Below are 17,205 nucleotides of genomic sequence, written 5' to 3' on the forward strand. Positions count from 1 at the left end.
CCTGAACTGGCGCAGCCCCATTCAGGTCTTCGCAGAACTCATGCGCGGCTTGGCCCAAGCCCATCAGGCTACAGTCCACTGATCAAGCAACCCGGGTGGGGTGTTGCACTTCAGATTTGAGAACGCCGTGTAACGCACACCTCAACCGCACTGGCCGACGTAGCCGCAGGCGGTGCAGAAGTCGCAGCCGTCCTTGTGGATCAGTGTGCTGTTGCCGCATTCCGGGCAGGGCTTGCCGGCCATCGGGCTCACGGTGTCGGCAGCATGGGTCTTGGCCTCGGGCACCTGCAGAATGCCCATCTCGCGCAGCGGGAAGCCTTCGTCGTCCAGCACGCCCAGCATCGCGTAGCGGTGGATGATCAGGCGCGCCACATAGGCCACGGTGCTGGGCCAGATCTGCTGGCGCTTCTCACCCGGCACCGGGGCCATGAAGTGGCCCAGCGGCTCGCCGACATTGAGCAGCTTGCGCAGCTTCATGCCGATCCAGGCCGGGTCGATCACCCGCATGTCCAGCGACAGCAGGCGGGCCAGGCCGTCCAGCGCCTTCGGGTAGTTGCCCGAGAAGCCGACCGAGCAGGGCCGGGTCACGTAGCCGGTGGCCGACTCCAGGCTGGCCAGCGCCACTTCCTTGAGCGTGAGCGTGAAGGCCTCGCCGGTGGCGGGGTTGTCCACGTCCACCGCCCAGGCCAGGGTGCCGGCGGTGGTGGTGCGCGGTTCCTCGCGGCTGAACATCGCATCCAGCACCGGGGTCGGGCCACCCTCTTCCAGCGCGCCCAGCTGCTCGCAGCGCCAGCGGATCACCGCCGCGGTGGCGGCCACCACGCCCGGGAACAGGCGCTTCTCACCCGAGGGCGGGAAGGCCATCTCGAAGGCTCGTTCCTCGGCCACGGTGGCCAGGGCGTCCAGCTTGAGCTTGAGCCACTGCGGGTCGTTGACCCGCATGTCCATCGACAGGGTCTTGGCCAGCGCGCCCAGGCCGCGCGGCTGTTCGGCGCCGTTGACCCAGACCTCGAAGGGCAGGTTCTTGCCGAACAGGCCGCCGTCCGGCCCCTCGGCCGGGGTCTCGCCGACGAACAGCGCGAAGTCGCCATGCGGGTGCTGGATCATGTAGCTCCAGGCCGGGTTGCCGGCGCGCATCTCCGGCCGGCTGGGCCAGCGCATCGAGGTCAGCACCGGCTTGGGCAGCTTCTCCAGCTTCAGGCGCTGGTTGGCGCCGTCGGTGGTCAGCGGCGCGGGCTGGGCGGCCGCGGTGGCACTGGGCTCCACGCTCAGCACCGAACCCAGCACCGCATTGGGCCGGTAGGTGGCCAGGCCCTTCAGGCCGCTCTGCCAGGCCATCAGGTACAGGTCCTGGAAATCGGCGTAGGGGTAGTCGGCCGGCACATTCACCGTCTTGGAGATGGCGGTGTCGATGCAGGGGGCCACGGCGGCCACCATCTGGGCATGCGCCTCGGCGCTCATCTCCAGCGCGGTCACGAAGGCCTCGGTCAGCGGCGCTTCGACGCCCTTCAGATGGCGGTACAGGCGCCAGGCGTGGTCCTCGACCGCGTATTCCTTGAAGCTGCCGTCGGGCATGCGCTTCTTGCGGGTGTAGGTCCAGCTGAAGGCCGGCTCGATGCCGTTGGAGGCGTTGTCGGCAAAGGCCAGGCTGATGGTGCCGGTCGGCGCGATCGACAGCAGGTGCGAGTTGCGCAGGCCGTGGGTGCGGATGCGCTCCTTGACCGCCTGCGGCAGGCGCGAGGCGAAGGTGCCGCGCGAGAGGTACATGTCGGCGTTGAACAGCGGGAAGGCGCCGCGCTCGGCCGCCAGGTCCACGCTGGCGTTGTAGGCGCCGTCACGCATCACCTCGGAGATGCGGCGGGCCATGTCACGCGCCGCGGGGGTATCGTAGCGCAGGCCCAGCATCACCAGCGCATCGCCCAGGCCGGTGAAGCCCAGGCCGACGCGGCGCTTGTTGGCGGCTTCCTCGCGCTGGCGGTCCAGCGGCCAGACGGTCACGTCCAGCACGTTGTCCAGCATGCGGGTGGCCACCTTGACGACGTCGACAAAAGCGGCCTCGTCAAAGCTGGCCTCGGCCTCGAAGGGCTGGCGCACGAAATGCGTCAGGTCGATCGAGCCCAGGCAGCAGCAGCCGTAGGGCGGCAGCGGCTGCTCGGCACAGGGGTTGGTGGCCGAGATGGTCTCGCAGTAGCTGAGGTTGTTGTCCTGGTTGATGCGGTCCAGGAACAGCACGCCCGGCTCGGCGTGGTCGTAGGTGGAGCGCATGATCTGGTCCCACAGCGCCGTGGCCGGCAGCTTGCGGTAGACCCACAGGCCGTCGCCGCGCTGGTAGGCGCCGGCCGTCTTCAGCTTGGCGCCCGGCTCGGCCTTGTGCACCAGTTCCACATCGGCCCCGGCCTGCACCGCCTTCATGAACTCGTCGGTCACGCCCACCGAGATGTTGAAGTTGCGCAGGTCGCCCTGGTCCTTGGCGTGGATGAATTCCTCGATGTCCGGGTGGTCGCAGCGCAGCACGCCCATCTGGGCGCCACGGCGGGCACCGGCGGATTCGACCGTCTCGCAGGAGCGGTCGAACACCCGCATGTAACTGACCGGGCCCGAGGCGCTGGACTGGGTGGAGCCCACCCAGGCGCCCTTGGGACGGATGCGGGAGAAGTCATAGCCCACGCCACCGCCACGGCGCATGGTCTCGGCCGCCTCGGTCAGCGCGGTGTAGATGCCGGGGAAGCCTTCATCGACCGCGGCGATCGAATCGCCCACCGGCTGCACAAAGCAGTTGATCAGGGTGGCGGTCAGGTCGGTGCCCGCGGCCGAGTTGATGCGGCCGGCCGGGACGAAGCCGCGGCGCTGAGCTTCCAGGAAGCGGGCCTCCCAGTGGGCCCGCTTGTCCTCGGGCTCATGGACCGCCAGTGCCCGCGCGATGCGAGCGCGCACTTCGTCCAGGGACCGCTCGTCGCCTTTGGCGTACTTCTCCAGCAGCACCTCCTCACTGATCGGTTGGGCGGGCAGGGTTTCGAGCAGGGAGGCTTGGCGGGGGGCGGCAGTGCGGGTTCGGCTCATGGGTATGGCGTCTCGGGGCTGGTCAAAAATACAGCCGCGCATCATGCGCCAAAGCACCGGACTCGGACAGTCTTGACAAGGCCAGCAGGGCCTTTCTCGGCCGCCTTTTGGCCCACCGCAAAGCTCTTGCAGCCCCCTCGGGTTCGGGAACGGGATTCGCTTCTTATCCCTATTCCAGACTCGGTTTTAGCGCCATTGTTGAATTGATTTTCATCAAGAGTGACGGCCCGGGACTGGTCAAGTCCCGGGTTCCGCCGCACACTGCGAACCATGGCTTCCGTGATTCCGATCAAGTCCCGCGCCCCTGCCGTGAGCACGGAAGGTTGTGGCGCCTGCCTGCACAGCGCCAGCGGACCGGTGTGCCAGTCGGCCTGCGATGTCTCGGCCGACCATGAGCCCGAGGTCAGCGGCCCGGCCGAGGCCGTGCAACGCCTGCTGAGCGCCCTGGACCTGGCCCTGGGCCCGCTGCGCGATGGCAGCGTGGTCTCGGCACGTTCGGTGATCCAGTCCCTGCACCTGCTCGATGGCGAGGCCGAGCTGACCCTGGCCATCGCCCCGCACTGCGGCGGCGCCCTGCTGGCGGATGCCGCGTTCGACACCATGCGCCGCCTGCTGCCCGACACCGACATCTACGTGCGCCACGCCGCCTGAGCGTTCTGGGCCGGCCAACTGCCGGATACTGGGGTTTTTCACGACCGGACCTGCCCGCATGCGTTCGCCCCGTTCCCCGGACCTGATCCAGCAGCTGTTGTCGGTCCTCACCCTGCTCGTGCTGATCGGCAGCAGCCTGTGGGTGATGCAACCCTTCGTCGCGCCGCTGATCTGGGCCGCGATGATCACCGTGGCCACCTGGCCCACCCTGCTGTGGCTGCAGCGGCGCCTGGGGGGCCGGCGCGGCCTGGCCACCACGGTCATGCTGCTGTTGCTGCTGTTGGTGCTGTTCGTGCCGCTGACGCTGGCCATCGTGACCCTGGCCAGCCATGCCGACGAAGCCCTGAACTGGCTGCGCGGGCTGGACCCGACCCAGTGGAGCACCCCGCCTGCCTGGGTGGGCACCCTGCCGATGGTGGGCGAACGGCTGAACCAGTTCTGGCGGGACAGCCTGCAAGGCGGCGGCGCCGCGCTGCTGGCCAAGCTCAGCCCCTATGCCGGCACGCTGGCCCGCACCGTGCTGCGCCAGGCCAGCGCGCTGGGCGCCGTGGGCCTGCAGTTCCTGATGACGGTGGCCATCTGCGGGGTGCTCTACATCCAGGGCGAAGTCGCCGCCCGGGGCGTGACCCGCTTCGCCCACCGGCTGGCGGGCGAGCGCGGTGTGCGCATGGTGGAACTGGCCACCCACGCGGCACGGGGCGTGGCGCTGGGCGTGGTCGTCACCGCGGTGGCCCAGGCCGTGCTGGGCGGGCTGGGTGTGGCGGTGGCGGGCGTGCCGGGCGCGATGGTGCTCACCACCATCATGTTCCTGCTCACCATCGCCCAGATCGGCCCCCTGCCGGTGCTGCTGGTCTGCTGCGGCTGGCTGCTCTGGTCGGGGTCCACCGGTGCGGCCATCGGCCTCTTGCTCTGGTCGGGCGTCGTAGGCACCATCGACAACCTGCTGCGGCCCTGGCTGATCCGCAAGGGCGCCGACCTGCCGCTGCTGTTGATCTTCGCCGGCGTGATCGGCGGGTTGATGGCCTTCGGGTTGCTCGGCATCTTCATCGGCCCGGTGGTGCTGGCGGTCACCTACACGCTGATGGGATCCTGGATCGACGAAGAAGGCCCTGCGCCGGCCCTCGACACCACCCCGACCACTCCCGACGCGTCCTGAACTCTGCTCCCCAGGAGATTCGACATGGCACAGGCTTCCCATTTCCTCCGCACCACGCTGACCAGCCTGTTCGCGCTGGCCACCCAGGCGGCCCTGGCCGGCAGCGTGACGGTGCACTTTCTGCCCGCCGAGAAGTACAGCGACGTGCATGTCGACGGCGACCCGGCGGTCCAGCTGTTCAAACCGCTGACCCAAAGCCTGGAGCAACTGGCCCAACGCCTGCCGGCGGATCAGACGCTGTCGATCGACGTGAGCGACATCGACCTGGCGGGGGACTGGCGCCCGGTGGGCCCGCAGGGGCAATGGATGCGGGTGCTGAGTTCGGCCACCTGGCCACGCCTGACGCTCCGCTACCGGCTGAGCGATGCCTCGGGCCAGGTGCTGCGCAGCGGCGAGACCACCCTCAAGGACATGGATTACCAGTCGCCGCCCGACCTGTTCAGCAACAGCGACCCGCTGCGCTACGAAAAACGCCTGCTGCGCGACTGGTTCGAGCGGGAACTCGTCCATCCGCAGCCCTGAAGCCGGCGCGGACGAGCCGCCCGGCCAAACCGGGTAGAGTGGCGCACGACTTTCCGCCGTACCCCGGCCTGGTTCGCCCATGCGTCTACCCGACCTGTTCACCACCTCGCGCGGCCGTCTGGCCGCGTTCTTCCTTCTGTATGTGACCGAGGGCATCCCCCTCGGCTTCGCCGCCACCGCCATCGCCACCCAGCTGCGCCGCCAGGGCGTGGGCCCGGCCGAGATCGGCGCCTTCGTGGGGTCGTTCTACCTGCCCTGGGCCTTCAAATGGGCCTTTGGGCCGGTGGTGGACGTCTTTGCCTCAGCCCGGCTGGGCCGGCGCCGCGGCTGGATCCTGGGCATGCAGGTGCTGATGGTGCTGACGCTGCTGTCCACCGTGTTGCTGAAGCTGCCGGAGCAACTGGGCCTGCTGACCGCCATCCTGCTGGTGCACAACGTGTTCTCGGCCACGCAGGACGTGGCCATCGACGCGCTGGCCGTCAACTCGCTGCAGGAACACGAGCGCGCCACCGGCAACGGCATGATGTTCGCCGGCGCCAGCATCGGCCAGATGATCGGCGGCAGCGGGGCCTTGTTCATCGCCGCGCGCTTCGGCTTCCAGAGTTCCTTCTTCTTCGTGGCCGGCGCCATCGTGCTGGTCACGCTGCTCGTGGTGCTGCCGTTCAAGGAACCGGCCGACCCGGCCTGGGAAGCCCGCCGCGGCGGCGGCCTCAAAGCCGCTGGGCGCGAGATGCGTGATTTCGCGATGGACGCCTTCCGCTCCTTCGTCGGCACGCGCGGCGCTTTCGCCGGCCTGGGCATGGCCCTGCTGCCGCCCGGCGCGCTGTGCCTGGGCCTGGCGCTGCAAAGCAATCTGGCGGTGGAGCTGGGCCTGAACGACGACCAGGTGGCCTGGCTGAACCTGTGGTCCACCATCATCGGCGCCATCGGCTGCGTGATCGGCGGCGTGATCGCCGACCGGATGGACCGGCGCAAGGCCCTGACCGCTTACATCCTGCTGATGGCGCTGCCGGTGCTGGCGCTCGCCGGCATCCTGCAGCACGAAGGCTGGATCACTGCGGAGGCCAACCTGCACGGGCTGCACAACGCCGCGCTGCCCTTCCTGGTGGGCGCCTTCTGGGTCGCCACGCTGACCTACCAGTTCTGCAACGGCCTGATGTACAGCACGGCCAATGCCATCTACATGGACGTGACCAACCCGGCGGTGGCCGCCACCCAGTTCACCGCCTACATGGCCATGGCCAACCTCGCCATCTCCTACAGCGCCACCTGGCAAGGCATCGGCATCGAGGCCTGGGGCTATCCGCGCACCATGCTGATCGACGCGCTGTTCGGCATGGTCTTCCTGGTGCTGCTGCCCTTCACCCGCAAGCGCCCGGACAGCCCCCAGGGGTTCACCGACGCCCATGCCAGCACGCGCGCCCGCGCACTGGCCCGGGCGCTCGCCGTGATGTGCCTGGTGTGGCTGCCGGTGCATGCCGAGCAAAGCCTGCTGGGCCCGGCCCAGCCGATCGCCGGCACGCTGTTCTCACTGGTGTTCGTGGCCGCCACACTGTTCCTGCTGGCCGGCGGCACCGTGCTGGGCCAGGAGCAACCTGCCCTGGCCCGCACGGCCCGGCGCTTCGCCCTGCTGCTGCTCCTGCTGTTGCTGCGCGACCACCTGGGCAACGCCCCCGCCTGGCTGCAGACGGTGGCGGACGCGCTGTTCTACCTGCTGCCCGCCCTCGCCGCGTTGCTGCTCTGGCGCCTGGCGAGCCGGCCCTGGCAGACGCTGCAAGCCCCGGCCAACCGGCCGGTGGCCAAGGCTTGAGCCAATCTTCTGATCGACCCACGACGATGTACCTGATCCAGATCCGCTACACCCGGCCGCAGGCCGAGGTGGAACAACAGCTCGAAGCCCACCGGGCCTACCTGCGCGAGGCCCCCGAGGCCGCCGGCATCCTGATGACCGCCCGGCGCCAGGACCGCACGGGTGGTCTGGTGCTGATGCGGGCGGACAGTCTGGCGGCGGTCGAGGCCTTCGTGGCCCGCGACCCTTACGCCACCGCCGGCGTGGCGGTCTTCGAGATCACCGCCTACGACGTGGCCCAGGTCGCGCCGGGGCTGGAAGGCCTGAAGGGCTGATCAGCCCCGGCCCACGAAGGGCATGGCGGTGGCCATCACGGTGGTGAACAGCACATTGGCCGACAGCGGCAGGCCGGCGATGTGCACCACCAGGTCGGCCACCTGTTGCACATCCATGCGGGCCTCGGCCCGCACCTGGCCGTCGGCCTGCAGCATGCCGCTGGCCATGGTGGTGGTCATGTCGGTGGCGGCATTGCCGATGTCGATCTGACCCACCGCGATGTCGAAGGCCCGGCCATCAAGCGCCGCCGCGCGGGTCAGCCCGGTCATCGCGTGCTTGGTGGCGGTGTAGGCCACCGAGTTCGGCCGCGGCGCATGGGCCGAGATCGAGCCGTTGTTCAGAATGCGGCCACCGCGCGGCGCCTGCGCCTTCATCTGCCGGAAGGCCTCGCGGGTGCAGAGGAAGGCGCCGGTCAGGTTGACGTCCACCGCCGCCTGCCAGTCGGCCAGCGGCAGGTCCTCCAGCGGCACGCCGGCGGTGAAGATGCCGGCGTTGTTGAACAGGAAGTCCAGCCGGCCGAAGCGCGCGTGGACCGCCGCGAACAAGGCCTTCACCGAAGCCTCGTCGCGCACATCGGCCACCACCGGGCAGGCCCGCTCGGGCGCCGCGCTGGCCGCGACCACCGCCGCCAGCGCCTCGGCCTGGCGGCCGGCCAGCACCACCGTCCAGCCCGCCTCGATCAGCGCCAGCGCGCAGGCCCGGCCGATGCCGCGCCCGGCGCCGGTCACCAGGGCGATGCGCGGCGTGTCGAAGGAAGCGGATGGGGTGGGCATGGGCAACTCCGGCGGAACGGGCCCGCAGTCTGCCATGCCCCGGGGCCCGCGCCTCAGGCGGGCTGGGCCATCAGGGCCTGCAGCTCGGGGGCGGCCTCGTTCGCCTCGCGGGTCAGCAGGCGCTCCATCAGCTCACGCACGCTGCGGATCTGGCTGCCAAAGGGCAGCGCGCCGACGCCGCGGAAGAACAGGCCCTTCTTCAGGTCGCCACGCAGCGCGGCGGCCAGCTGGTTGTCGATGCAGAACTGGCCCCAGTCCTTGAAGCCATCGCGCAGGCCGCATTGGGCCAGGCAGTCGAAGGCCTTGGTGCAGCGGGCCTTGGCATGGGCGACGGCCTGCAGCTTCTGCTCGGCCGCCAGGTAGCTCTTCATCCACAGCGTCTTGACCGCGCGGGCCGGCAGACCGGCCACGCTGGTGAAGGTCACCATGTCCTCGTCGCGGGCCTCGGCCAGCACCTGCTTGAACTCGGGCGAGGCGTCGCATTCCTGGGTCACCGCGAAGGCCGTGCCCAGCTGGGCCGCGTCGGCGCCCAGCGCCTGCACGCGGGCGATGTCGGCATGGGTGCGGATGCCGCCGGCGGCGATCAGCGGGATCTCCTTCTCGATGCCGGCCTTGCGCAGGAAGTCGCGCACCTCGGGCAGCACGCGCTCAAAGTCGAAGCGCGGGTCGTTCAGATCGGCGATCTTGGCCGCGCCCAGGTGGCCGGCGGCCAGCCGGGGGTGTTCGATGACGATCGCGTCGGGCAGGCGCTTCTTGCGCTCCCACTTCTTGACGATCAGCGCCACGCCGCGCGAGTCGGACAGGATGGGCACGATCAGCGCGTTGGGGTGGTCGGCCGCCAGGTCCGGCAGGTCCAGCGGCAGACCGGCGCCCACCACCACCATGTCGGCGCCGCTCTCCAGCGAGGTCTTCACATGGGCGGCGTAGTCGCTGATGGCGCGCATCACGTTCACGGCGATCAGGCCCTTGCCCGCGGCGATGTCGCGTGCGGCATGGATCTCCCGCTTGAGCGCCTCGACATTGGCCTCGTTGATGCGAGCCTTGGAGTCCTCGTCCATGCCGGGCCGGGCCGACAGGCCCTCGGTGGCCGCCATCAGGTCAGGATGGTGACGGCGCAGGTCCACCGAACTGATGGTGCCCACGCCGCCCTCGGCCGCCACGCTGCCGGCCAGCCGGTGCGCGCTGATGCCCACCCCCATGCCGCCCTGCACGATGGGCAGCAGCCAGCGGCCGGCGACGTGCAGCGGCTTGAGCCCGCTGCGCGAAAGCAGGCCGGCCAGCCCCGCATCGACGTGGGTGGAATCAACCGGAGTGGCAGAGGCGTTCATCGGCGGGCCCGCAAACATGCAAACAAGGTGTCGAAGCGTAGCCGCGATCACCCGGGCATGTCTTGAGCCGCATCAAGCGCTCAGCCCCGCAGCTGAGCCGCGTGGTGGCGCAGATGGTCCTCCACCATGCTGGCCACGAAGTAGTAGCCGTGGTCGTAGCCGGCCTGGCGGCGCAGCGTCAGCGGCTGACCGACCGCGGCACAGGCGGTCTCGAAGGCTTCCGGCTGCAGCTGGCCTTCGGCGAGGAATTTGTCCGCCAGCCCCTGGTCGATCAGGATGCCGCCGGGGTACGGCGCCCGGCTCTGCGCGGCCATCAGGGCGCTGGCGTCGTGCGCCGCCCACTGGCTTTCGTCCTGCCCCAGGTAGCCGGTGAAGGCCTTGTGGCCCCACGGGCAGTGGCTGGGCGCGCAGATGGGGGCGAAAGCCGACACGCTGGCGAAGCGGCCGGGATGGCGCAGCGCCAGCGTCAGGGCGCCGTGCCCCCCCATGCTGTGGCCGAAGATCGCCTGCCGGTCGGTGGCCAGGCCAAAGCCCGCCTGGACCTCAGGCAGCAGCTCGTGGAGCAGGTAGCTTTCCATGCACCAGTGGCCGGACCAGGGCGCCTGGGTGGCATCCAGGTAGAAGCCGGCGCCCACCCCGAAGTCCCAGTGGTCGGCCTCGCCGTTCACGCCAGCGCCACGCGGGCTGGTGTCGGGCGTCAGCAGGGCCAGCCCCAGCTCGGCCGCCACCCGCTGGGCCCCAGCCTTGATGGCAAAGGTCTCCTCGGTGCAGGTCAGGCCGGCCAGGTAGGTCAGCAGCGGCACCGACTGCCCGGCCAGCGCCTGGGGCGGCAGGTACAGGCCAAAGCGCATCGGCAGGCCGATCTCCCGCGAGGCGTGGTGGTAGAAGCGCTGCTCACCGCCGAATGAGGCATGGGCGGCGATCAGTTCCAGGCGATCGAAAGCCATCTCGGGTCTCCAGACAAAGCGCGCCGACTCTACACGAGCGGCCCGGCCCGTTGTCTCAGCCCTGACATGCAGGCCGCCCAGAATCCGGCGCCATCATGCTGTCCCCCCGGAACCCGAGCCGCCGGCGCTGCCTGCGCCGCACCGCCTTGGCCGCCCTCGCCCCGCTGAGCCCGGCCGTCTGGGCGCAACCGCCGGCCGAACCAGCGCGCGCCGAGCGGCGCATGCTCCAGCTGCTGGACCTGTCGCCCGAACAGCAGGAGCTCTCGCGCGATTACTCCACCGGCGTGCGGCTGGCCTGGGCCGTCGAGGGGCAGCGGGGCCACCCGCTGGCCGGCATCAGTCTGGAGACGCTGACCACCGACGGCAGCGCCGCCAGCGTGGCCGCGGCGCTGGACCGGCTGGCCCAGGACAAGGGGCTGCTGGCCCTGGTCGGCACGGTGGGCGATGCGCTGGCGGTCCAGGTGCAGGATGGCCTGGCCCGCCGCGGGCTGCGCCTGCCGCACCTGGGGCCCTGGATGGCCGATGGCCGGCACGATGCGAACGAGGCCCTGGCGCTGCTGTTCGCCTCGCGCCGCATGCAGCTGCAGAAGGCGCTGGGCAGTGCCTATGGCATGGGCGTGGACCGGCTGGTGGTGGTCTACCGCCGGGCGGAAGACCAGCGGCTTTACGACCCCGAGGTGGCGGCCATGGCCCGCACACTGGGGCTGACCCTGCAGCGCCTGACCGGCACCAGCGCCAACCGGCCGGCCGACCTGGCCGCCCGCCTGCCGACCGCGGGCGCGATGATCCTGCTGCTGGCCACCAGTGCCGAGGTGGCGGAATTCACCCAGGCCATGGCCCGGCGCGGCGACCACCGCTTCGTGCTGGCCCTGGGGGATGTGGACGCCCCGTCGCTGCTGCAGTTCCACCCCGGCCAGGGCGTGCCGGTCATCCTGACCCAGGTGGTGCCCAACCCGTTGCGCAGCCGCCTGGCGGTGGTGGACCGCTACCGCGACCGACTGGGTGCGCTCTACGACGAGGCCCCCTCGCCGATCAGCCTGGCCGGCTACCTGGCCGGCCAGTACACCGCGGCCCTGGTGCGCGACACCGCCGGCCCCCTGACCCGCGAGCGGCTGCTGGATCAGCTTGCCCGACGCCGGGCGGTCAACCTGGGCGGCTGGACGGTGGACTTTCGCGATGGCCGCCGGGGCAGCCAGTTTGTCACGCCCACCTTGCTCAGCGCCACGGGCCAGCTGATCGGCTGAGCCCGGCGGGCGCCTTCATGCGCTCAGTTGGACGCGGCGCTGGCCGCGGCCGGTGCGGAGGCCTCGGTCCCCTGGATGTCGGCGCCGTGCTTTTCGCCACTCATGTCCACCGAGTCGCCCCCCTTGGAGATCAGCCACAGGGCTGCAGCGGCGAAGAGGATGAAGGCGAGGATGAGTTTCCACATGACGAGGTCTCCTTGAAGTGGTGATGGTCAGGCCGACAGAACAGGCCTCTCATAAAAGGCAAAAAGGCGGCCCGCAGGCCGCCTGGTGTGTCGAGCGCCGGAACGCCCGTCGAGGAACTCAATCGCCCGCGTAGATGTCCACGTCCTTGGTTTCCTTCACGAACAGCATGCCGATCACGAAGGTGCCCGCGGCGATCAGCACGGGGTACCACAGGCCGTTGTACATGTTGCCGGTCTGAGCCACGATGGCGAAGGCCATGGTGGGCAGCAGGCCACCGAACCAGCCGTTGCCGATGTGGTACGGCAGGCTCATCGAGGTGTAGCGGATGCGGGTCGGGAACATCTCCACCAGCATCGCCGCGATCGGGCCATAGACCATGGTCACCAGGATCATCAGGAAGGTCAGCAGCAGGACGATCTTGACCTTGTCCATCTTGGCCGGATCGGCCTTGGCCGGATAGCCATGGGCCTTCAGCGCATCGCTCACCGCCTTCTTGAAAGCGCCGTCCTTGGCCTTGGCCTCGTCGGCCGACAGCCCGGCAGCGGTGTAGCCTTCGATCACGGTGTCACCGACGGTGATCTTGGCCGGTCCGCTGCCCGCCACCGAGTCATAGCTCACCGAACTGCCAGCCAGCACCTGCTTGGCGATGTCGCAGGACGAGGTGAACTTCTTGGTGCCGGTCGGGTTGAACTGGAACGAGCACTCATTCGGATCGGCGGTCACCACCACCTTGGCATTGGCTTGTGCAGCCGCCAGGTCCGGGTTGGCGGCCGAGGTCAGGGCCTTGAACACCGGGAAGATGGTCAGCACGGCGATCAGCATGCCGGCCATGATCACCGGCTTGCGGCCGATCTTGTCGGACAAGGTGCCAAAGACCACGAAGAAAGGCGTGCCGATCATCAGGGACACGGCGATCAGGATGTTGGCCGTCGCGCCATCCACCTTCAGCGCCTGGGTCAGGAAGAACAGGGCATAGAACTGACCGGTGTACCAGACCACCGCCTGACCGGCGACCAACCCCAACAGGGCCAGGATCACGATCTTCAGGTTCTTCCACTGGCCGAAGGACTCGGTCAGCGGCGCCTTGGAGGTCTTGCCCTCGGCCTTCATCTTCTTGAAGGCAGGCGATTCATTCATCGACAGACGGATCCAGACGCTGATGCCCAGCAGCAGGATCGACACGATGAACGGCACACGCCAACCCCAGGCAGCGAAGGCCTCTTCGCCCACCGCCGTGCGGGTGCCCAGGATCACCATCAGCGACAGGAACAGGCCCAGGGTCGCGGTGGTCTGGATCCAGGCGGTGTAGGCGCCGCGCCTGCCGTGCGGCGCATGCTCGGCCACGTAGGTGGCGGCGCCGCCGTACTCACCGCCCAGCGCCAAGCCCTGCAGCAGGCGCAGCGCAATCAGGATGACCGGAGCGGCCACACCGATCGAGGCGTAGTTGGGCAGCACACCGACGATGAAGGTCGACAAACCCATGATCAGGATCGTGACCAGGAAGGTGTATTTGCGACCGATCATGTCGCCCAGGCGACCGAACACCAGCGCGCCAAACGGCCGCACGATGAAGCCCGCCGCGAAGGCCAGCAGCGCAAAGATGAAAGCCGACCCGGCGTCCAGGCCGGAGAAGAATTGCTTGGCGATGATGGCCGCCAGCGAACCGTACAGATAGAAGTCGTACCACTCGAACACCGTGCCGAGCGAAGAGGCGAAGATGACCTTCTTCTCTTCCGCGGTCATCGGGGTGTTGGACACCGCGACAGTTGCCATGTTTTGTCTCCTCGAATCCACCAGCACCGCCCCATCGGCAGCGCATGGGGCGGACTATTCGAGGGGGCTCTGACCTGTTTCTGACGGCGAACTGAACGGATCCTGACAAACTCCGTTGCAACCCTGAGGCCCCGTTGCGCGATGCGGGAAATCGCCGTTTATCCCTGGGTAAGTCCCAGGGCGGGGAAGGCTCCCCACAAACCCTGAGAGCGCGGGCTTCCCCGGAGGCTTTGCGTCAGCCGCCGCGCTGGCGCAGCGCCTGGGCCAGCGGCGCCAGGGCGGCCTGCCCTTCCCAGAGAGAGTCTTCGGCCGGCCAATGGACGGTGGGCGTGGTGCCGATGCCCAAGCGCTGCGACTGGGCCACGAGCCGGGCCCAGTCCTCGGCCACCTCGGCCGATTCGGGATCGCGCACGGGCGTCAGCCGCGCCGTCAGCCAGGCCAGCGCTTCGGGCAGCGGGCGGCCCTGCGGGGCTGCATCGTCCCAGACGGCCCGCAGCAGCTGCTCGGCCAACCAGCGGTTCAGCAGGGCGCCGGGCTCGCCACAGGCCAGCGCGTGGCGCCACAGCTGCCCGATCGGCCCGACCGGCGCGACGGCCTCCTGCGCCGGCAGCACCGGGCAGACCTCCACCCAGCAGGGCAGCCCCGCCAGGGCCTCGGGCAGGCGCAGAAAGCAGGGCCAGGCTTCGGGTGAACCCAGATCCAGGTGCAGCACCAGGCGGTTCATGCGCCGCGGCCCCCAGCCTGCGGCGCGCCGGCCTGGGCGCGACGTTCGGCCAGACGGCCCCAGATCGCCCGCCGGGTGGCCTCGTCGGCGCTGGACCAGCCGGCGATCTCGTCCAGGCTGCGCCAGCAGCCGGCGCACCAGCCGGTGCGGGGCTCGATGCGGCACACGCCGGTGCAGGGCGAGGGCACCGGGGACGCGACCGGCGGGTCGGCCGGGCTCATGCCTGCGGCACCTGCATCACATCGACGACCGGCGCCCCGGTGAGGCGCTGCAGATCGTCCGGCCGGGCCTCGAACACCCCGTGGGGATGGCCGGCGGCGGCCCAGACGGTCTCGAAGCGGAACAGCTCGCGGTCCAGCAGCGTGACCGGCGGCGTGGCATGCCCCACGGGCGAGACGCCCCCGATCGAGAAACCGGTGCGGGCCTTCACGAAGGCGGCATCCGCGCGACCAATGGGGCCGACCAGGGCCGCCACCTTGCGCTCGTCCACCCGCAGGTCGCCCGAGGCCACGACCAGCACCGCGACATCATCGGCCTTGCGGCGGAAGATCACGCTCTTGGCGATCTGCCCGGTCGCCACGCCCAGGGCGTCGGCCGCCTCCTGGCAGGTGCGCGCCGGCACCGTCAGCCAGCGCGGCGGCTGGGCGTGACCCTGCTCGGCCAGCACGCGCCGCACCAGGGCATAGCCCTCGTGGGGCACATCGTCGGGGGCCTCATCGGCCAGGGGGGAGTTCTGCATCGTGGGACAACACGCAAGAGACCGGGATCCGGCACCGCGCCATTGTCCGGCAGATGCCTCAGAAGCGCCCCAGCGTCAGCCAGCGCTCGATCTGCGGCTTGCGGTCATTGCCCCAGAAGGGCTCACCATCGACCACGAAGAACGGCGCCCCGAACACGCCCGCCGCGATGGCCTGCTCGTTGGCCTGGCGCAGGCGGTCCTTCCAGACCGGGTCGTTGCAGGCCGCCTGGGCCGCCGCCGCGTCGAGGCCGGATTCGGCCAGCAAGGCCGCCAGCGCCTCCGGCGCATTCAGCACCACGTCGCGCGTGAAATAGGCCCGGAAGGCGCTGCGGGTCCAGCTGGCCGCGGCCTCGGGCCCCTGGGTGTCGTGCAGCCACCAGAACACGCGGGCCGCGTTCTGCGTCGGGATCGGGAACTGGCTGGGCTGCCGGTAAGGCACGCCCTCGAAACGGGCCGAGCGGGCAAAGTCGCGCAGCGCGTAGTCACGCTTGATCGGGTGCGACACCGGGCTCTTCAGCTCGGCCGCCTGGAAAGTGACGCCCAACAGGATGGCCTGGCGCCGCACCACCCGGCCGTGGCGCGCCGCCAGAGCGTCGATCCACTCGTTGGCGATGTAGGCATACGGCGACGAGAAATCAAAGTAGAAATCGATCGGCGGGCGCGGGGCGGTGTTCATTCAAAGCACGATACGCCCAAACGCCCGCCCGCGTGCCGCGCCCGCCCTGGGATCGGCCCCGATTGACCGCGGTCACGCAGAAGCTGGGGCCCGACGCTAGGATGCCGAGCATGTGGCTCGAAGGCGTGTTGGTGGCGGGGATCGTGGGGCTGGCCTTGTCGCTGCAGCCCTGGCGCGCGCTGCCGCGCAGCGGGCCGCCCTGGCCATGGCTGGGTTGGTGCGCGGTGATGCCCCTGCTGTGGGGGGCGGACCGGGTCTCGCACATTCCCTTGCTGCAGCCGCTGTCGGGCGCCTGCCTGCTGGCCCTGATGACGGGCTGGCCGCTGGCCATGCTGGCCCTGCTGCCGGTGGCGCTGATCACCACCTGGATGGGCGGGCTGGACTGGAGCGTGGGCCTGTCGCGCCTGGTCTGGCTGGGCATGGTGCCGGCCAGCCTGGCCTTCGGCCTGGGCCTGGCGGTGCGGCGCTGGTTGCCACACCACCTGTTCATCTACATCCTGGGGCGCGGCTTCTTTGCCTCGGTGCTGGCCATGTGGCTGTCGGGCGCCCTGGCGCTGTGGGTGCTGGGCACGCCCGCCGGCAGTGACCCGGGCGACATCCTGATCGGCCGCTGGCTGGCGGCCTGGGGCGATGCCTTCCTGACCGGCATGCTGGTGGCCATCTTCGTGGCCTTCCGCCCGCAGTGGCTGGCCACCTACTCCGACCGCCTGTACCTGCCCGTGCGCTGACGGGCCCGTGCCGGCCAGGCCGCCACCTCGCCAGGCACGAAGAACTCGTTGACCAGTAGCGACTGGCCCTGGCGCTCGAAGCAGGACCAGCGCCGCCACACGCCCCGGCCGGGAAAGGGCTGGCCGGTGGCCTGCTGCCAGGTGCGCGCCACCCAGCGCGCCAGCGGGTGGGCCGGCGGCAGCCAGGCCTGCCACAGCGGCGAGCGGTCCACATCGGCCCGGGTGAACAGCAGCTCGGCCAGCGGACGCGAGCCCAGGCCGCCCAGCGCCCGCCAGGGCCCCCGGGCCACCGCGGCCCGCACCACCGAATGGGCCAGCACCATCGGCCGGCCATCGCCCACCAGCAGCACGGTGCGGCCCAGCACCGCCGTGCCCGGACGCAGGCCCAGCGGCCCGGCATCGGCCGCCCGGGCCGGCTCGCGCGCCTGGCCCAGCACCCGCACCGTCAGCGGCGCGCGGGCGCGGCGCAGGTGCATGGTCAGCGAGCCTTCGGCGCGCAGCCAAACCCTCAGGTGCCCCTGGGTTGGCACCGTGGCTTTCCTTTGCGAGGCCATTCTTTTGCAATCCATCACC

18 protein-coding genes are annotated in these 17,205 nt (G+C 70.1%); 7 read left to right on the forward strand and 11 right to left on the reverse strand.

Annotated elements, in window-relative coordinates:
* Positions 1-141 precede the first annotated feature (141 nt).
* On the reverse strand, positions 142-3,060 hold the full coding sequence (locus KGA65_RS08185; RefSeq protein WP_225862663.1) for an adenosylcobalamin-dependent ribonucleoside-diphosphate reductase: 2,919 nt from the start codon (positions 3,058-3,060) through the stop codon (positions 142-144).
* A 270-nt stretch (positions 3,061-3,330) separates the two neighbouring features.
* Here KGA65_RS08185 and KGA65_RS08190 point away from each other — a divergent pair, with 270 nt between their 5' ends.
* The 5 genes from KGA65_RS08190 to KGA65_RS08210 all read left to right on the forward strand — a co-directional run bounded on the left by KGA65_RS08190 (position 3,331) and on the right by KGA65_RS08210 (position 7,513).
* Complete coding sequence (locus KGA65_RS08190) at positions 3,331-3,711, forward strand: hypothetical protein (RefSeq protein WP_225862664.1); 381 nt, start codon at positions 3,331-3,333, stop codon at positions 3,709-3,711.
* Between the two features lie 58 nt (positions 3,712-3,769).
* Complete coding sequence (ydiK, locus tag KGA65_RS08195) at positions 3,770-4,867, forward strand: AI-2E family transporter YdiK (RefSeq protein ID WP_225862665.1); 1,098 nt, start codon at positions 3,770-3,772, stop codon at positions 4,865-4,867.
* A gap of 24 nt (positions 4,868-4,891) precedes the next feature.
* The gene (locus tag KGA65_RS08200) at positions 4,892-5,389 is read left to right on the forward strand and encodes a DUF3016 domain-containing protein (protein ID WP_225862666.1); all 498 of its coding nucleotides are present in this window, start codon (positions 4,892-4,894) and stop codon (positions 5,387-5,389) included.
* Positions 5,390-5,468: 79 nt separating this feature from the next.
* Positions 5,469-7,199: an MFS transporter gene (locus tag KGA65_RS08205; protein ID WP_225862667.1), complete on the forward strand. Its 1,731-nt coding sequence runs from the start codon at positions 5,469-5,471 to the stop codon at positions 7,197-7,199.
* Complete coding sequence (locus KGA65_RS08210) at positions 7,196-7,513, forward strand: YciI family protein (RefSeq protein WP_225862668.1); 318 nt, start codon at positions 7,196-7,198, stop codon at positions 7,511-7,513. Before KGA65_RS08205 ends, KGA65_RS08210 begins: the two co-directional genes overlap by 4 nt.
* Here KGA65_RS08210 and KGA65_RS08215 read toward each other — a convergent pair whose 3' ends face one another.
* From KGA65_RS08215 to fghA, 3 genes are all read right to left on the reverse strand, one after another.
* Entirely contained in the window at positions 7,514-8,287 is a 774-nt protein-coding gene (locus KGA65_RS08215; protein WP_225862669.1) for an SDR family oxidoreductase, read from the reverse strand.
* A gap of 53 nt (positions 8,288-8,340) precedes the next feature.
* The gene (locus tag KGA65_RS08220) at positions 8,341-9,615 is read right to left on the reverse strand and encodes an NAD(P)H-dependent flavin oxidoreductase (protein WP_225862670.1); all 1,275 of its coding nucleotides are present in this window, start codon (positions 9,613-9,615) and stop codon (positions 8,341-8,343) included.
* Between the two features lie 80 nt (positions 9,616-9,695).
* Positions 9,696-10,562 carry an S-formylglutathione hydrolase gene (gene fghA / locus KGA65_RS08225; RefSeq protein ID WP_310740944.1) on the reverse strand — a complete coding sequence of 289 codons (867 nt, stop codon included), beginning with the start codon at positions 10,560-10,562 and terminating at the stop codon, positions 9,696-9,698.
* A gap of 95 nt (positions 10,563-10,657) precedes the next feature.
* Between fghA and KGA65_RS08230 the strand changes: the two genes are divergently transcribed.
* The gene (locus KGA65_RS08230) at positions 10,658-11,806 is read left to right on the forward strand and encodes an ABC transporter substrate-binding protein (protein ID WP_225862671.1); all 1,149 of its coding nucleotides are present in this window, start codon (positions 10,658-10,660) and stop codon (positions 11,804-11,806) included.
* A 23-nt stretch (positions 11,807-11,829) separates the two neighbouring features.
* On the opposite strand, the gene KGA65_RS08235 is transcribed toward KGA65_RS08230, so the two are convergent.
* The 6 genes from KGA65_RS08235 to KGA65_RS08260 all read right to left on the reverse strand — a co-directional run bounded on the left by KGA65_RS08235 (position 11,830) and on the right by KGA65_RS08260 (position 15,904).
* The gene (locus KGA65_RS08235) at positions 11,830-11,991 is read right to left on the reverse strand and encodes a hypothetical protein (protein ID WP_225862672.1); all 162 of its coding nucleotides are present in this window, start codon (positions 11,989-11,991) and stop codon (positions 11,830-11,832) included.
* 118 nt (positions 11,992-12,109) lie between these two features.
* Positions 12,110-13,765, reverse strand: coding sequence for an MFS transporter (locus KGA65_RS08240; RefSeq protein ID WP_225862673.1), 1,656 nt, complete (start codon positions 13,763-13,765; stop codon positions 12,110-12,112).
* A gap of 235 nt (positions 13,766-14,000) precedes the next feature.
* Positions 14,001-14,489, reverse strand: coding sequence for a hypothetical protein (locus KGA65_RS08245; protein ID WP_225862674.1), 489 nt, complete (start codon positions 14,487-14,489; stop codon positions 14,001-14,003).
* Positions 14,486-14,710: a DUF1289 domain-containing protein gene (locus KGA65_RS08250; RefSeq protein ID WP_225862675.1), complete on the reverse strand. Its 225-nt coding sequence runs from the start codon at positions 14,708-14,710 to the stop codon at positions 14,486-14,488. Before KGA65_RS08250 ends, KGA65_RS08245 begins: the two co-directional genes overlap by 4 nt.
* Positions 14,707-15,228 (reverse strand): YbaK/EbsC family protein, encoded by a 522-nt coding sequence (locus KGA65_RS08255; RefSeq protein ID WP_225862676.1) that lies wholly within the window; start codon positions 15,226-15,228, stop codon positions 14,707-14,709. The genes KGA65_RS08250 and KGA65_RS08255 overlap by 4 nt, the downstream gene beginning before the upstream one ends.
* Before the next feature lie 58 nt (positions 15,229-15,286).
* The gene (locus KGA65_RS08260; RefSeq protein WP_225862677.1) at positions 15,287-15,904 is read right to left on the reverse strand and encodes a 2-hydroxychromene-2-carboxylate isomerase; all 618 of its coding nucleotides are present in this window, start codon (positions 15,902-15,904) and stop codon (positions 15,287-15,289) included.
* A gap of 110 nt (positions 15,905-16,014) precedes the next feature.
* On the opposite strand from KGA65_RS08260, the gene KGA65_RS08265 reads away from it, so the two are divergent.
* Positions 16,015-16,632: a hypothetical protein gene (locus KGA65_RS08265; protein WP_225862678.1), complete on the forward strand. Its 618-nt coding sequence runs from the start codon at positions 16,015-16,017 to the stop codon at positions 16,630-16,632.
* Here KGA65_RS08265 and KGA65_RS08270 read toward each other — a convergent pair.
* Positions 16,599-17,162, reverse strand: coding sequence for a chorismate--pyruvate lyase family protein (locus KGA65_RS08270; protein ID WP_225862679.1), 564 nt, complete (start codon positions 17,160-17,162; stop codon positions 16,599-16,601). The two genes, KGA65_RS08265 and KGA65_RS08270, sit on opposite strands and share 34 nt — an antisense overlap.
* Positions 17,163-17,205 lie beyond the last annotated feature (43 nt).

Origin of the sequence: Ideonella benzenivorans (genome assembly GCF_020387415.1) — a bacterium.
GTDB classification, from domain to species: Bacteria; Pseudomonadota; Gammaproteobacteria; order Burkholderiales; family Burkholderiaceae_C; genus Ideonella; species Ideonella benzenivorans.